The sequence below is a fragment of the Streptomyces sp. NBC_00829 genome (assembly GCF_045161795.1).
GTDB lineage: Bacteria > Actinomycetota > Actinomycetes > Streptomycetales > Streptomycetaceae > Streptomyces.
This window is the reverse complement of the sequence record NZ_CP108867.1, coordinates 4,610,372-4,625,624: the sequence shown is the minus strand read 5'-3', so window position 1 is coordinate 4,625,624 and position 15,253 is coordinate 4,610,372. Positions and strand designations below refer to the sequence as shown.

General features: G+C 69.2%; 13 protein-coding genes and 1 tRNA gene. 2 read left to right on the top strand and 12 right to left on the bottom strand.

Annotated elements, in window-relative coordinates; translation table 11 throughout:
• Positions 1–15: 15 nt before the first annotated feature.
• From trpC to OG293_RS20380, 7 genes are all read right to left on the bottom strand, one after another.
• Entirely contained in the window at positions 16–807 is a 792-nt protein-coding gene (gene trpC / locus OG293_RS20410; protein ID WP_406000219.1) for an indole-3-glycerol phosphate synthase TrpC, read from the bottom strand.
• Positions 800–1,837, bottom strand: a complete 1,038-nt coding sequence (gene trpD / locus OG293_RS20405) for an anthranilate phosphoribosyltransferase (protein ID WP_406000218.1) — start codon at positions 1,835–1,837, stop codon at positions 800–802. The genes trpC and trpD overlap by 8 nt, the downstream gene beginning before the upstream one ends.
• Positions 1,837–3,927 (bottom strand): FAD-dependent oxidoreductase, encoded by a 2,091-nt coding sequence (locus OG293_RS20400; RefSeq protein WP_406000217.1) that lies wholly within the window; start codon positions 3,925–3,927, stop codon positions 1,837–1,839. Before OG293_RS20400 ends, trpD begins: the two co-directional genes overlap by 1 nt.
• A 49-nt stretch (positions 3,928–3,976) precedes the next feature.
• Positions 3,977–4,675 (bottom strand): YggS family pyridoxal phosphate-dependent enzyme, encoded by a 699-nt coding sequence (locus OG293_RS20395; RefSeq protein WP_406000216.1) that lies wholly within the window; start codon positions 4,673–4,675, stop codon positions 3,977–3,979.
• 64 nt (positions 4,676–4,739) lie between these two features.
• Positions 4,740–5,432, bottom strand: a complete 693-nt coding sequence (locus OG293_RS20390; RefSeq protein ID WP_406000215.1) for a B3/4 domain-containing protein — start codon at positions 5,430–5,432, stop codon at positions 4,740–4,742.
• Positions 5,433–5,458: 26 nt separating this feature from the next.
• Complete coding sequence (gene pdxH, locus OG293_RS20385) at positions 5,459–6,091, bottom strand: pyridoxamine 5'-phosphate oxidase (protein ID WP_406000214.1); 633 nt, start codon at positions 6,089–6,091, stop codon at positions 5,459–5,461.
• Between the two features lie 96 nt (positions 6,092–6,187).
• On the bottom strand, positions 6,188–7,366 hold the full coding sequence (locus tag OG293_RS20380) for a hypothetical protein (protein WP_406000213.1): 1,179 nt from the start codon (positions 7,364–7,366) through the stop codon (positions 6,188–6,190).
• 409 nt (positions 7,367–7,775) lie between these two features.
• Here OG293_RS20380 and OG293_RS20375 point away from each other — a divergent pair.
• A tRNA-Cys gene (locus tag OG293_RS20375) sits at positions 7,776–7,846 on the top strand.
• 356 nt (positions 7,847–8,202) lie between these two features.
• On the opposite strand, the gene OG293_RS20370 is transcribed toward OG293_RS20375, so the two are convergent.
• From OG293_RS20370 to OG293_RS20350, 5 genes are all read right to left on the bottom strand, one after another.
• Positions 8,203–8,673: a hypothetical protein gene (locus OG293_RS20370; RefSeq protein ID WP_406000212.1), complete on the bottom strand. Its 471-nt coding sequence runs from the start codon at positions 8,671–8,673 to the stop codon at positions 8,203–8,205.
• Positions 8,674–8,782: 109 nt separating this feature from the next.
• On the bottom strand, positions 8,783–9,493 hold the full coding sequence (locus tag OG293_RS20365) for a hypothetical protein (protein WP_406000211.1): 711 nt from the start codon (positions 9,491–9,493) through the stop codon (positions 8,783–8,785).
• The gene (locus OG293_RS20360; protein ID WP_406000210.1) at positions 9,490–11,142 is read right to left on the bottom strand and encodes a polyprenyl synthetase family protein; all 1,653 of its coding nucleotides are present in this window, start codon (positions 11,140–11,142) and stop codon (positions 9,490–9,492) included. Before OG293_RS20360 ends, OG293_RS20365 begins: the two co-directional genes overlap by 4 nt.
• Positions 11,135–12,220 (bottom strand): hypothetical protein, encoded by a 1,086-nt coding sequence (locus OG293_RS20355; protein ID WP_406000209.1) that lies wholly within the window; start codon positions 12,218–12,220, stop codon positions 11,135–11,137. Before OG293_RS20355 ends, OG293_RS20360 begins: the two co-directional genes overlap by 8 nt.
• A 211-nt stretch (positions 12,221–12,431) precedes the next feature.
• On the bottom strand, positions 12,432–14,048 hold the full coding sequence (locus OG293_RS20350) for a serine/threonine protein kinase (protein WP_406000208.1): 1,617 nt from the start codon (positions 14,046–14,048) through the stop codon (positions 12,432–12,434).
• Between the two features lie 588 nt (positions 14,049–14,636).
• Here OG293_RS20350 and OG293_RS20345 point away from each other — a divergent pair.
• On the top strand, positions 14,637–15,251 hold the full coding sequence (locus OG293_RS20345; RefSeq protein WP_406000207.1) for a hypothetical protein: 615 nt from the start codon (positions 14,637–14,639) through the stop codon (positions 15,249–15,251).
• The last annotated feature ends 2 nt before the right edge of the window (positions 15,252–15,253 follow it).

Sequence of the window (15,253 nt, the reverse complement as noted above, 5' to 3'; positions counted from 1 at the left end):
GGTAGTCAGACAGCGTTACTGCGCCAGAAGCGCCTGAGTGGCGGACTCGATATCGGGGGCCCGCATCAGGCTCTCGCCGACAAGGAACGCGGTGACGCCGACCGCGGCCATGCGCTTGAGGTCCTGCGGGGTGCGCAATCCGCTCTCACCGACCACGATCCGGTCCTGGGGCACCTTCGGCCCCAGGTTCTCGGTTGTGGTCAGGGTGGTGTCCATGGTCTTCAGATTGCGGTTGTTGATCCCGATCAGCCGGGACCGCAGGCGGGTTGCGCGTGCCAACTCCTCGACGTCGTGGACCTCGACCAGGACGTCCATGCCGAGTTCGTGCGCCGTGCCTTCGATGGCGGCCGCCGTGTCGTCGTCGACGGTGGAAAGCATCACGAGGATGGCGTCGGCACCCCAGGCGCGGGCCTCGACGGCCTGGTAAGGGTCGAGCATGAAGTCCTTACGCAGTACCGGGAGTTCGACGGCGGCACGGACCGCGACGAGGTGGTCCAGGCTGCCGTCGAACGAAGGCGTGTCGGTCAGCACGGACAGGCAGGTGGCGCCCCCTGTGCGGTAGGCGCGGGCCAGGGCGGGCGGGTCGAAGTCCGCGCGGATGAGCCCTTTGGACGGGCTCTTCTTCTTGACCTCGGCGATCAGGGCGTACTGGCCTTCGGCCTGGCGCTTTTCGATGGCGGCCAGGAAGCCCCGCGGTGGCTCGGCCGCCTCGGCCCGGTCGCGTAGCGCCTGGAGCGGCCGCTCCTTCTTGGCTGCGGCGATCTCCTCGCACTTGTACGCCGCGATGCGGGTCAGCAAGTCACTCATGAATGCCCCTGGTGGTAGTGGCGTTGGACGCGTTGATGAGGGCGGAGAGGCGGTTGCGCGCCTCGCCGGTGTCGATCGACGCGGCGGCGAGTTCGGCGGCCTGCCTGAAGTCGCTGACGTGGGATGCGGCGACGAGAGCCGCGGCGGCGTTGAGGACGGTGACGTCCCGGTACGGGCCCCGAGCCCCCTCCAGAACCCCCCGCAAGGCCGCCGCGTTGTGTGCGGGGTCGCCGCCGCGCAGGTCCTCGGGGCGGGCGGTGGGGATGCCCGCCTCCTCCGGGGTGATCTGGAAGGTCTTCACCACGCCGTCGACGAGTTCGGCGACGTACGTGGGACCGGTGGTGGTGACTTCGTCGAGACCGTCCGAGCCGTGCACCACCAGTGCGTGCTCGGAGCCCAGTTCGCCCAGCACCTGGGCCAGCGGCTCAACCCAGTGCCGGGAGTAGACGCCGACCAGGTGGTGTTTGACGCCGGCGGGGTTGAGCAGCGGTCCGAGGATGTTGAAGACGGTGCGCGTGGCGAGTTCCACGCGGGTGGGGGCGACGTGCTTGAGAGCGGGATGGTGGTTGGGGGCGTGCATGAACCCGATGCCCGCCGCCGATATGCAGTGCTCGACTTCCGCAGGGGACAGCGCCGTCCGTACCCCCAGGGCGCCGAGCACATCGGTGGCGCCGGACCGCGAGGACAGGGCGCGGTTGCCGTGCTTGGCCACCGGGACACCGGCGCCCGCGACGATGAGCCCCGCGCAGGTGGAGATGTTGTACGTGCCCGAGGAGTCGCCCCCGGTACCCACGATGTCGACCGCGCCCGCCGGTGCGGTCACGGCGCGCATCCTGCTCCGCAGGCTCGTGGCCGCGCCGGTGATCTCGGCGACGGTCTCTCCCCGGACGCGCAGGGCCATCAGGAACGCGCCCATCTGGGAGGGCGTCGCCTCGCCGGACGTCATGATGGTGAAGGCTTCGGCCGCTTCCTCCCTGCTCAGCACGTGGCCGTCGGCGGTCTTCGCGAGGAACTCCTTGAACGCCCCCATCAGGCGGCACCTTTCGGGGGGAAGGGCTGATCCCAGTCCGGCGTGACGTTCTCCCGCCGGTACGGGGTCCAGTCGGTCAGACCTGTGTCGAGCGTGCGGGCGAACAGGTGGCCGCTGTGCACGGCGGCGGCGATGATCCCGGGCCCGAGGGCGTCACCGACCCGGACGACGCGACGTACCCCGGCCCCTTCCAGGACGGCGGTCCCCAGACCGGTCAGCTCCTGGTACAGGGAGTCCCGGGGAACCTGGCCGGTGGAGAGCACCACCGCGTCGGCGGTCACGGCGGTTTGGCGACCGGTATAGGTGCAGGCCAGATGCGCGGTGCCCGGTTCGACGCGGGCCAGCGTGGTGGACGTGTGCACGGCGGCACAGCGTTCGAGGATGCGGCGCTGGACGCGCTTCTGCTCGGCGGTGTACTGGGTGAAGGCCGCGACCATGGATTCCGGGGTCACGAAGACGACCTCGCACCCGGTGTCCGCGAGGCGTTCGGCGATGACGGTGGCCATGTAGTAGTGGTCGTCGTCGTACACCACGACACGGCCTTGGGGAAGCCGGTCGTCCATGATGTCGTCCGGCGTGAACACCGGGATGGAGCCCGATCCGGGGATCGCGGCGCCGTGGTGGCGCCCGACGCCGTCCTGCCGCCAGGTCGCTCCGGTGGCGACGGCCACGAGCGAGCACCCGGCTTCCAGGACCAGGTCGGCCGTGACCTGGTTGCCGGGCAGCACCTGCACGTTCTTCATGCGCTTGAGCTGTCCGACGCGCCAGTCCCGCACACGGCCGTACGTCGCGAGGCCGGGCAGGCGTGATTCCCGGGTGGCGCGCCCGCCGAGTTCTCGGCCGGCCTCGCACAGGATCACCTCGTAGCCGCGCTGGCCCAGGCCGCGGGCCGCTTCGAGTCCCGCGGGCCCGCCGCCGACGACGAGGATCGTGTCGTCGGTGTCCTTGGGCGGGATGGTCTCGGGGTGCCAGCCTCGCCGCCACTCCTCACCGGTCGTGGGGTTCTGGGTGCAGCGGAAGGGCGCACCCAGGGAATCGAAGGCCAGGCAGATGTTGCAGCCGATGCACTCGCGGATGTCGTCGAACCGCCCCTGCTCGATCTTGGTGGGCAGGAACGGGTCGGCGATGGAGGGGCGGGCCGCCCCGATCAGATCCAGGGTGCCGGAGCGGATCATGGAGACCATCGTGTCGGGCGAGGTGAAGCGGCCCACGCCCACGACGGGTTTCGTGGTGACGCTCTTGACGAACTTGATGTACTTCTCCTGCCAGCCCTCCTGCTCGAACCGGGCGGTCGCACCGTCGTGGCCCATGTTGGCGATGTTGACGTCCCACAAGTCCGGCAGCTCGCCGAGGAGTTCGATGACGTCATGGGCCTCACCGTCCGCGGTGATGCCACGCTCGCCCATCATCTCGTCGACGCAGAAGCGGACGGCCACGGCGCAGGTGTCGCCGACCGCCTCCTTGGTGTCCTCGATCAGCTCGCGCAGCAGCCGGGCGCGGTTCTCCAAGCTGCCGCCGTACTCGTCGGTGCGCTTGTTGCGGCTGCGGGACAGGAAGTTGATGGGCAGGGTCATGCTGTGCCCGGCATAGATGTAGACGATGTCGAAGCCGGCGCGCCGGGCGTTGAGCGCCGCATCGCGGTGCCAGCGCCGGAAGGCCCTGATGTCGTTCTTGTCCATGGCCCGGGCGGCGCCGGGAAAGAGGCTGCGCGTGGCCTCCACGCTGGGGGCGATGGGTACGGCGCGGGATTCCAGATTGGCCACGTGCCCGCCGTTGTGCGCCAACTCCACACCGGCCAGGGCGCCGTGCTCGTGGATCTGCTCGGTGGTCCGGGCCAGGGCGGGGATGTCCTGCTCGTCCCAGAGACGCAGCTCGCGCTGATGCTGGCCGGAGTAGTGGATGTCGCACTGCTCGGTGCAGACCACCCCCCAGCCGCCCTCGGCCTTGACGCCGCGCATCGCGGCCATGGAAGAGGGGTACGCCCGGCCCATACCGTTGCAGTGCGGGACTTGGTAGAAGCGGTTCTTGGTGGTGACGGGACCTATCCGAAGTGGTTCGAAGAGGATGTCGTAGCGGGCTGGGCGGGACAACGTGGGGCTTCCCTTCGTACTGATCTCGCGCGGAGCCGTGCTCGGTGGGTCACTGGTCGCGGGGCGGATAGGACCGGTTCCCGAAGATCGCGGAGCCCACGCGTACATATGTGGCGCCGTGTTCGATGGCCGCGGCGTAATCACCGCTCATACCCATGGACAGCTCGGTGAGCCCACTGCGTGCGGCGATCTTGGCGAGGAGATCGAAGTGCGGCTCGGAGGGCTCCCCGGCCGGCGGGATGCACATCAGGCCGGTGACGTTCAGCCCGTAGAGGTGACGGCAGGCCTCGATGAACTCATCGGTGTCCTGGGGCAGGACACCCGACTTCTGGGGCTCCCCGCCGATGTTCACCTGGACGAACACCACCGGATGCCGTTCCTGGATCTCGCACTGGCGGGACAGCGCCTTGGCGAGCGACGGACGGTCCAGGGAGTGGATGACGTCGAACAGGGCCACGGCCTCGCGGGCCTTGTTGGATTGCAGCGGCCCGATCAGATGCAGTTCGGTATCGGGGTGATCGGCTTTGAGCGCCGGCCACTTGGCCTTGGCTTCCTGTACGTAGTTCTCGCCGAATGCCATCTGCCCGCAGGCGATGGCCTCACGGACGGCATCGCCGTCGAAGGTCTTGCAAGCGGCAACCAGTCGTACGTCCTCGGGGCCGCGGCCAGAACGCGTGCAGGCGGCGGTGATCCGTTCCCGCACGCGCGTCAGGCCCTCCGCTATGCCGGTATAACCAGGCGTGCTCACGAAATCCCTTTCTCCCCAGCAGGACGACGCTGCCCGCCCCGCTACGGGGGCGGGCAGCGAGAGGTCAGAATTCAAGTCGACGGTGACTTTCGGAAAGGATGGTCGACGCTCCCAGGGCGACGCCGAGCGTGGCCAGCCCCGCCTTCAGTTCGGTTTCCATCTCGGCCAGGTCCCGTGCCGCCGACACGTGATGCGCCTCCGCGACGATCAGCACGGATTGGCTGGCCTTGGAGACCGCCGAGCGCGCGGACTGCCGGAAGGTCCAGCGGCGGGAGTGGGCGTTTTCGTCGTCGTCGGCGAAGACGACCTCACCCGGTCCGGGGTTCTCCACCGATCCCTGGAACGTCTCGTACGTCTCGGTTCCCGTGGCGGGTCGTACGGTGATTCCGTCGCAGATCCTGTCGGTGTCGAACACCGCGATGGGAATGGCGTAGGCCATGGAGACGTGGTTGAGATAGTCCACCAGCGGGTGGAGGCTGGGCAGGTTCTTTTCTTTGCGGTACCGGCGCAGCAGTGCCTCCGAGGCGCACCGGTACTGAGTCGGCTTCAGGCTCATGCGCGAGAAGGCCTCACGCCATGCCGCGATTTCAGGCATGTCGGCCTCGGCCGCGCCGTTCTGCCGCAGCTCGACCCGCTCGGCGAGCCGGCCGAGCTGCGCCGTGTCGGCCGTGGCCGATGTGACGCCACTGACCGTGGCAGTCAGTGCCCGCAGGTTCGGGTGCTCGGACCAGACTTCGTCGGCGTGGGTGAAGTACATGCTGTAGAACCCTTCTCTAGCTTCCGCTAGGGGTGGAGGCGCCCCTGTTCCCAGGGCCCCTGAGAACTCATCCTGGTGAAAACGACCCTGTCGTGGAGCCGGAACGGCCGATCGGACCAGAACTCCAGGTAAACGGGCCGAATGCGATAGCCGGTCCAATACGCGGGCCGAGGCACCTCCTGGCCCTCGAAGCGCCTGGTTTCCGCCTCGACGGCGTCCTCAAGCAGCTTCCGGGCGGCCAGCGGGCTGGACTGCCGGCTGGCCCACGCGCCGATGCGGCTGTCGCGAGCGCGCGATGCGAAGTAGGCGTCGGACTCTTCCGGTGTGACGGACTCGACCGGCCCGCGGAAACGCACCTGGCGCCGCAGGCTCTTCCAGTGCAGCACACCGGAGGCCTGCATGTTCTCCGCGAGTTCGCGGCCCTTCACGGAGGTGGTGTTGGTGAAGAACACGAATCCCCGGGAATCATGGTGCTTGAGCAGCACCATGCGCACATCCGGGAGTCCGTCGGCGCCGGCGGTGGCGAGGGCCATCGCGTTGGGGTCGTTCAGCTCACTGGACGACGCTTCCTCGAACCACCGCTGGAACAGCTCGTACGGTGCTTCTTCGTCGGCGGGTCCGTTGGCGTCCTCCGGCAGCCCGTCATGGGATGTCGACATGGCAATCTCCTGCCTGACCGAGACATTCGGATACGAGAAGGGGCGAGGGGTACGGGCGGCCGCCGGGCGCGCCCGCAACCGTCGGGAGCACGGCGATCAGTTCTTGACCGGCTGCTTCTCGGCCAGGAGGTTGCGCCACTTGTCGAGGTCGTCACCAGGGGCCGTGATCAGGTCCATCGACCCGTCGCTGCTCACGAGGACCTCGGCGGCCGGCGGGACGTTGAGGAATTCCATGTGCTGGGTGGCGCAGTAGGCCCCGGTGTCGAAGATGACCATGAAACTCGTCGCGTCGACCCCGTCGGGGACATGGACTTCCCCGGGCAGCAGGTAGTCGTTGCGCAGGATGGTGCGGCCGCGGACGGCGGCGCTGATGCCTCGCTCGTTGACGATCTCGCGCATGTCCTGGTCGAGGAAGGCGGTGTTGTGGCCTCGGTTGCGCAGCTGCGCGGAGGGCATGAGCATGCGGCAGCCGTCGGTGACGACCAGGGAGGACACCGGCGTGGTGATGATGGAACGTTCCACCGACATCAGCAGGGCGCCGGTGTCGGCCAGGACGTCGCGAGCAGGCTCGAAGAGGAACTTCACGTCTTCGGGGATGCCCATGCGGCGGGCCGCGTCGGCGAGCTTGGCGAAGTACAGGGCCCAGTCGAAGTGTTTGTCCTGCTCGGTATGGGCTTCGTAGTCGAAGCCGTGGCCACCGGCGAAGTTGATGCCCCGAGCGGTGGGGAAGTGCCGCTGGAAGACCTCGAACATCTCCTCGACGGTACGGACCATGTCGTCGAGGGAGTTGCCGCTGCCGCAGTACACCTCGACGCAGTCGAGCTCGCGTCCGTACTCCTTCAGGAGGGCCGCGAGCCGGTCTAATTCCCCGTACTTGACACCGGGCTTGCCGGAATCGAGGGAGTCGATGCGCACACTGATGGACGGCGCCTGAGTGCGGAGGGAGTGCGCCACCTCGTCCAGGCTGGCGAGGAAGGTGGAACATCGGGTGCTGTCCCAGAAGGAGATCTCCTCGTCGGAGACATGCCCGGGAGAGACGATGAACTTGTCAAATCCGTGCGAACGCAGAATCCGGTACTCGCTGGGCAGTTGCACCAGGACACCGAAGCCGTCCATGTCCTTGAGTGGTGCGAGATGGTACGGATTGGAGTTGGGAAAGAAAGGTATATAGAATTCGACCCTGTCGCCGAGCCCCGCATCGTCCGCGGCCTTTTTCACGCGGGTCAGATTCTTGCGGAACTGAGCCTCGCTGTAAATGAAAACCGGGGTTCCCACCTGATCAGCGATGAGCTTCAAGTCGACGTTACGAAGCCACGAATGGGACAGTGCAGTCAAGACGAAATCCCCTTCCTCGGTGTGCCTGCAACCGGGCGCATCACAGGAGGTGACACAACGCGAAGACGGTGATGTCATGCAAAAGCTCCCCCGTGCGTGCACAAAAGCAACCAGCGCTCCGTGCAGGTTCGATCATGGTCTGATCGCTATAATTCCTAGCAGCCACAGAAGGGTGACAGCAACAACTACCCACGGAACTGGCCAGATGCTTGCCGGTTGGCTTGTTCATCCTCCTGCAATGTTCAGCATTTGGACAGTCGGTTGACGAGGCGGTCCTCGCTCCCCGTAAAGTCGCCGTTGTGGAGCGGCGCCCAACTGTGTCGCTTCAGCAGTGTTTCGTGACAGTCACGGCCGTGTGCCCGAGTGGTTAGGGGGCCGCCTGCAAAGCGGCTTACATTGGTTCAATTCCAATCACGGCCTCTCCGCGGTTGAGGCCTTCCGGTGGGCTTGCCTCCAGGGAAGACCTCGACCGTTACTGGAGTCGGCGCTTGGCCGCCGGATGGTCCAGACCGCTCTGCGGTGACAGCAAAAGCGGGTGTCGCAGGTTCGAATCCCGCCGGGGCACACGATGAAGGGCCGGCTCAGGAGGGTTTCCCTCCCGGGCCGGCCCTTCGCCGTATACGGCGCTGTGCCACTCACGTGCCACTACATCCGGGCGGAGTCCTCGGCCTTGCCCGAGGGGTCTCCCCCGCCGCCGCGGATCATCGCGCCGAGGCGGTCGGCGTGGCTCCGGGCTGAGCGCCGAAGCCACCGATGGGCTGGTCTGTCAGTGGAGTTCAGTCCTCGTCGGGGCCGAGGACGCGGCCCTTGAGCTTGACGGGGTTGGCGGTGCCCACTCGGAGCTCGCCGTCGGTGTAGCGGCCTGGCGTCACGCCGTCGATGGCGGTGACCTGGGCCGCGTAGCCGAGGCACTCCTGATTGGTGGACAGATACGGGTTGTGGGTGAAGGTCAGCGTGCGGCCTCCTTCGGCGAGGGTGCCCTGGGTGGTCTGGAGGTTGCCCTTCGCCTGGAGCGTGTTGACGTCGTGGTAGGACCAGGAGAGCCAGCCGGTGAACACGAAGCCGTTGGGGGCCTTGAGGGTGAAGGTGATATCGCCGGGGTTCACCGGGTCCGGGACGGTGCTGAGGATGCCGAAGCTGAGGTGGGCTGGCACCCCTCCCGGTGCGTCCTCGACGATGCCCTGCTGGAGGATGTACAGCTTGTTCTCGGCTCCCGGCTGGACGGGGGCCTGGGTCTGCGTGGCCATGGGTTTCCCTTCTGTGGTGGGGGGTTGTCCGCGTGGGCGGATCCGCCGGTGGCGGGCTTGAGGGTGGGCTTGCTCATCGGCCGTCGCGGCCGAGGGAGGACGCCTTGAGCTAGGCCGGGGACGCGGTGGGAGCGGGTGCGCGGTCGGCCAGGAGCGGGCCGAGCACGGCGAGAGCGCCGAGGATGATGTCTTCGTAGAGGTAGAAACCCGCTTCCAAGGGCGGCAGTTCGTCGTCGCCGCCCCCGGCGTCGGCGTCGGCCTCCGGGGCGGCGGCGCGTGCGGTGCCGTTGTCGGCCTCGGCGTCGTCGGTCTCGTCCGGGGAAGCGGGCGTGCCGAGCAGATCCGTGAGGTCCTTCGCGGCGCCCTGGAGGGCGGCGTGGGCCGTGGTGGCCAGCAGGCGCAGGGGGAGATCGAACGCGGCGGCGGTACGTTGGCCGGGGATCAGTTTCGTCGCGGTGGCCGTCGGTGCGGTGGCGGCGGCGAGCCACTGCACGGGCAGGGTGCAGGTGGAGATGATCCGCTCGACGGGTAGCAGGGGCGGGGGGTCGCCGTCGATCATGAGGTCCTCCCACTCCATGAGGTCGAAGAGGAACTGGCCACCCTTGTAGGGGGGCCAGGGCCGGACCGTGTCGAGCAGGACGCGGGCCCGTGCGGGCCCGTGTCGGCGGATGGCCAGGCCGTGCCTGGCCAGGGTGCACAGGCACTCGCGCAGACAGCTGTTGACCTGGCCGAGGAAGGCGAACGCCTGGTGGTCGGTCGGGGTCAGCGGGTCGGCGGCGGTGGGGTCGGCCGACGGGGATGTGGTCGTGGTGGTGGTCACAGTGGCCTCGAGGTGACGTAGTGGGCGATCTGCCGCAGGACGGCTTTGCCTTCGTTCTCGGGGATGACGCGCAGGTCTTCTTCGAAGTGCGCGATGCCTTCGGCGGCGAGCCGGTCGGCGAGGTCGGTGGCGTACTCGATGGAGCCGTGCCGCCGCATGGCGGCGAGGAGTTCCTCGGCGTGCTGCTGGGTCTTGTCGACGCGGCGTTGACGCAGGACGTCGAAGAGGCGGGGGCGCTCGTGGGCGTAGGCGGTGCGGAAGAGGTGGATCAGCATCACCGTGCGCTTGCCTTCGAGCAGGTCCCCGAGGGGCTCCTTGCCGTAGAGGGCCTCCTCGCCGACCAGATTCAGGATGTCGTCCTGGATCTGGAAGGCGATGCCGATCAGGCGGAACGCCTCGTCGAACCGGCCCAGTACGGCCGGGTCGGTCACGCCGGCGCAGACGGCACCGATGCGGCACGGGCTGATGCAGGTATACCAGCCGGTCTTCTTGGTGCTCATCGTGAAGTAGGCGTCGTCGGCCTCGGGGACGACGTCGTGGCGGATCCAGCCCAGTTCCATGGCCTGGCCCTCGATGGACTCCCGGCACATGTGCATCGCCTCATAGATGAGGCCGAGGGTGCGGGCCAGGCCGAGTGTCTCGAGGTTGGACAGGACGGCGTCGATGGCGAGCAGGTTCAGCCCGTCGCCGACGTTGACGGCCAGGCCCAGACCGTGTTCCTCGTGCATCGTGGGCAGGCCGCGCCGGTGGGTGGACTCGTCGGCGATGTCGTCATGGACGAGGAAGCCGTTGTGGAACAGCTCCAGCGCCGCGGCGGCGCGTACGGCGTCGTCGGGGCGCCCGCCGAAGGCGGCGCAGGTCGCGATGGTCAGGGTGGGGCGCAGGCCCTTGCCCTGCCGCGACGGGTAGGAGCGCATGAGGTCGTACAACTCGGCGCGCGGCTCGCGGTCCGGCATCAGCCGGTCGATCTCCTCGTTGGTGCGCGCCCGGCACCGGCGCATGGTCTCCAGGAGGTCCGCGTCGCCGACGGTGTCCTCCAGCGACCAACTGGTACTGGTGCGTCCGTCCCACAGCAGGCGCGGGGCTTTGACGGTGGTGTCGCCGATCAGCGCGGGCGGAGCGGGCGCGTCCTCGGGGGAGCGTTGGGCGAGGAAGTCCAGCGCGGTCCAGTCGACCGGCGCGGCGGCCGGCTCCCGGACCGCGGGTGCCGCGCTGCCCCACAGCTGGGGGGCCTGCTCGCGGTAGGCGCCCCAGAGTTCCTGCATGCTGCGCAGGCCCGCCGCGCGCTGCGACAGCAGCGTGAAGGCGCGCCACACGGCGAGGGTGTCCGCCTGGGAGCCGCGGACGTCGAGGCTGCCGGACAGGGCCTGGTCGACGGGCGGGCGCTGCAGGTCGAACAGCAGATTCATGGCCCGGTTGTCGAAGACGACCTCGACGTCGGGATCCGGGCAGCGGTCCTGGTCTACGACGATACGGCTGTGCCGCGCGGTGAGCGTGGCTTGGCTGCCGTCGTTGAAGTGCAGGCCGAGCCGGATGCCGCGCAGCTGGTCGGCGGCGGCGGCGAGGATGGCCGGCGCCCGGTCGGACAGGGCGGTGACGGTCTCGTCCAGCAGCCGGGCACCCGTGAACGCGTGCATGGTCTCAGTCATGGGCACCCCCGGCGAACTCCACGATGCCCTCGGCGCGAAAGCCGATGCGGCGTCCGCCGATCCGGCCCTCCACCGTGCACGGGCCGAGGGTCTCGTGCACGCTGAACGGGTGCAGGCTCGTCTCGGACGGGTTGGCGATGCGTCCCGCCGTGTGCGAGCGGAAGTCCAGGACAAGACGGTCTTGGCCGAGCCGGGCGGTGATCAGCAGCCGGCCGGGCACCTCGGCCATCGGCGGGGTGCCGAGCACGTCGGCCAGCTGCGGCACCATCGCCACCCGGTCGCGGTCCAGGCTGCCGCTGACCGCGACCTGCAGGTTGCGGCGTGGAAAGTGACGGATCATGCGCCCGTCGCGCCACAGCATCACCGATCCGTTGGCCGCGTCCGCCGGGCGCGTGGGCTGGATCAGGGTGAAGACCACCGCCGAGGGCGGTGCGCACCCGACAGGACCGGAAGGGTCGTTGACGAATCCGAACACCCAGCCGCCCAGCGTCGGCCAGGACCACCGGCCGCGTACCCGTTCGTGATAGCCCAGCAGGTCCGTCGTCGTGACCGTGCCGTCGCCGTGCCGCAGGGTGCCCTCACCCAGGACGCCGGGCTCCGACTGCCACCGCAGGTGCTCGTCCTCACCGAAGGGCGCGCACTGCGAGGTGCACGGCCCGCTGGTTCGGGTCAGCCGCACGTCGGCCGCCGGTGCCGCCGACCGGGACGCCACCCGGAACGTGCCGGGCTCACCGCGCGGATGCGGTAACCGGAACGCGGACCAGGGCAGTTCGGGCTGTTCGGCGTTGAACTGCGTCGAACTCCAGCCGAATCCCTCCTCGTAGACGAGAAGGATCGCCATGTGCTGCCCCTCGGCCGCCGTGCCGGTGCCGCTGCGCCGCCCGGTGGCCGGAGCGCCCGGATCCGCGAAGACCGCGCCGGCTGAGGACCCCAGGACGGACAGGTTGGCGATCAGTGCCTGCCGTCCACACCGGGACAGGAACGCGTAATGCAGCCATTTACGGTCGAGCGGATGGGCGAGCGGGGCGTGGGGGAAGGGGCCAGGGGGCCCGAGCCTCGGGAGGGACGGCGTGATCACGCTCCGGAAGCTAACTCATAGTGCTCCCCTTGTCACATTGGGTGACGGTCAGGTGGGTGACCTGGGGCCACAGAAACGTTTACCTCTCTATGCGTAGTTTTGAGATCGCAAAGAGCCGTCCGTGGCGGACAGTCCGCCAAAGAGCCGTCTGTGGCGGACAGTCCGCCACAGACGGCTCAAGGGCTCGCGCCGGCTCTCGCCTTGGTTTTCGCTAGTCCTCGTCGTCCCCGAGAACGCTCACTTTCAGGCGCACTTCCGGCTGGCCCGCGATCACCGCTCGTCCGTCGGTGTACCGGCCCGGCTCGGCATCCGCCCCGGCCCGGATGCCGAGGGTGTACACCAGGGCCGACGCGGGGTTGCCGGGAGTGTTCAGGCGAGGTTCGTCCGTCACGGACAGCGACCTGCCGCCCTCTCGCACCGCTGCCGTCGGCTCCGGAGCGGCGATCACGGAGCCGTCCACGCGGTAGTACGCGCACGTCGCACGGCCGTCGAAGACGAGACCCGCCGGAGCGGTGAAGCGGTGCTCCACGCGCCCGGGGGACCAGGCGTCGGTGGACGAGACCCGTACGTGGAGCAACTCGCTGCCGCCGCGTGGGATTTCCACCCCGACCTCCTGGCGTACCAGCAACCGCGCGGCTGGCGCGGCAGCGGCAGCCCCGTCTCCGTCCTGAGCGCTGTCGGCTTCGCGGTCAGGCTCCGGCTTTCCGTCCGGTTCCGGCTTTTCGTCCGGTTCCGGCTTTTCGTCCGGTTCCGGCTCGGTGTCATGGGAGGGGGCGACGGTGAGGGGCAGAGCCGCGATGCGGTGGTGGAAGTTGTCCGCCACGAGCAGCCGGCCGGCCGGATCCACGGCCAGACCGCACGGATAGGCGAGCGAGGCGCCGATGACGGTTTCGGCCGCGTCACCGGCCTCGACCGCCCCACTGGCCATTGGTTCCGTCCCCGCGACCACATGAGCCGCTCCGCCGGCCAGCCTCCACACGCGATGGCCGTTCATGTCGGCGACGTAGACGGCCCCCTGGGCGTCGACCGCCACGGCGCACGGGGCGCTCCAGTCGACCACCGTGGCGCCGGCGCTCCCGTCCGGCGGTCCCGCCAGCACCCGGAGGGTCCCCTCCGTGTCCAGCAGCAGCACCCGGCGACCCACCGGGTCCGCGATGTACAGCCGACCCGACGCGTCGGCCGCCAGACCCGCGGGCAGGAACGCCTGGCCGGCGTCGGCCGCTCCGGCGCCCTCGGACCGTCCGGATGCCGCCACGACCGTGCTGATGACTCCGTCGCCGCAGACCCTGCGCACCCGGGGTGTGCCCGCTTCCCCGACGTACAGCGATCCGGCGCCGTCCACGGCAAGGGCACAGGGGGCGTCCAGCCGGGCTTGGCCGGCGGCTCCCCCGTCACCGTCACCGCCGCGGGAGCCGTCTCCCGCCACAGTATCGATGACACCCGAAGGGTCGATCCGGCGGACCCGGTGGTTCATCTCGTCGGCGACGAACACGCCCCCGTCCGCGTCGACCGCGAGGGCGGCCGGGAAACCCAGGCGGGCTCGCACCGCGTCCGCGCCGTCCCCGGCGAAGCCCCGCAGTCCGTCCCCCGCGACCGTCGTCAGCACCCCGGATCCGTCGATCCGGCGCACCCGGTGGTTGGCATGGTCGGCGATGTAGACAGCGCCTTGGCCCACGGCCACATCCGCGGGGAAGGCCAACTGCGCCTCCACCGCCGGGCGCCCGTCCCCGGAGAAGCCGGCGGTGCCGTTTCCCGCCGCGGTGACCAGCGGGTCCTGCCCGTCCGGGGAGACCGGCTCCCGCGTCCGGGCCGCGGCCGTCGCCCTCACGCCGTCACCACCCGGCGCTGTCGCAGGGGCGCCTGGTCGGCGTCTCCCACCCTCCACGGCCTCGTCACCCGCATGTCCGTCTCCTTTCCTAGCCGTCGCTGACACCCCCTGCATACCGGCCGGCCGACACCCGCAGGAGCAGCGCACCGAGCGCTCCACCCGCACGAGGGAGGAGCCGCTGGGGACGGCAGGGGTCCGACAGAGGCAGACGGCCGCGGGGGTCGACGACGTCAGCGGGCGGAGCCGCTGCGCTCCGTATCCGTGCGCCCCTCGTGCCTCGACCCCACTCGAACAAGTGGCACAGAATCGATTCTGCATTGCAAATGGGGGAACGCCGGTATACCGCCCGCGCGCTCGGGTTAACCATGGGCGTGGATGACGGCCCGGTGCGTGCCATCGACTGCGCAATACCCCGGCCGAAGCCTTCGGCGGCGTCCTGCGCCTCGTCTCCCGGAGACCGCTCTCATGGCGTCCCGTGCTCCGCGAACCGCGCAGCATGCGGTGCCAGGCCCTGCCCGGCGCCCTCGGGCCGGCGTGATCCGCCCCTTTCACCGCACGCTTCGATCACACCCCCAGGAGGACTCGGAGATGGCCACTGAAGTGCAGTCCGCGAAGAATGAAGCCTACAAACGGGGAGAGGAACAGGGCCGGGCCGACGCGCTCGCCGGACGACCGGCCGCCGACCCGCCGCGCGACGGCACACGCGGAGAGAAGGACCACTACGCGAACGGCTACGACTGGGGGTACGAACAGGGCCGTGCGCAGAAGCTGGACCTCGTGGTGTGGCAGGAAGGCGGCGTCGAGGACGCCCCCGGTGGCCTCGGCACCACCATCAACGTCTGCGTCCGTACGCCGAACTGGAGCGAGACCGTCGACGCCGGTGAACGGGAGAACGTCTTCACCGCCCCCACCGGATTCCGCTGGAACGGCATGGTGGGCGCCCAGTACAAGCGCATGGACCAGACAACAGGCGGCAACCTGCCGCCCGTCCAGGCCAAAGTCGGCGAGGACGGGCGCACGCTGACCTTCACCTACCACGTGCACCTGAACACGACCGACCAGGACAGGGACTGCATCGTCTACACCTGCGGTCTCGAAGCCGTCGATGGCGCCAAGCCCGGCCGCTACACCGACGGCGTCGCCCAGATCGGCACCGCGCCCCCGGCCAAGCTCAAGGCCGAGGTCATCGAGGACGAGGACTGAGA

What these genes read in the sequence shown, in the direction of transcription:
- trpC (WP_406000219.1), bottom strand. Translation starts at nt 807, where the DNA reads ATGAGTGACTTGCTGACCCGCATCGCGGCGTACAAGTGCGAGGAGATC.
- trpD (WP_406000218.1), bottom strand. Translation starts at nt 1,837, where the DNA reads ATGGGGGCGTTCAAGGAGTTCCTCGCGAAGACCGCCGACGGCCACGTG.
- OG293_RS20390 (WP_406000215.1), bottom strand. Translation starts at nt 5,432, where the DNA reads ATGTACTTCACCCACGCCGACGAAGTCTGGTCCGAGCACCCGAACCTG.
- pdxH (WP_406000214.1), bottom strand. Translation starts at nt 6,091, where the DNA reads ATGTCGACATCCCATGACGGGCTGCCGGAGGACGCCAACGGACCCGCC.
- OG293_RS20370 (WP_406000212.1), bottom strand. Translation starts at nt 8,673, where the DNA reads ATGGCCACGCAGACCCAGGCCCCCGTCCAGCCGGGAGCCGAGAACAAG.
- OG293_RS20360 (WP_406000210.1), bottom strand. Translation starts at nt 11,142, where the DNA reads ATGACTGAGACCATGCACGCGTTCACGGGTGCCCGGCTGCTGGACGAG.
- OG293_RS20345 (WP_406000207.1), top strand. Translation starts at nt 14,637, where the DNA reads ATGGCCACTGAAGTGCAGTCCGCGAAGAATGAAGCCTACAAACGGGGA.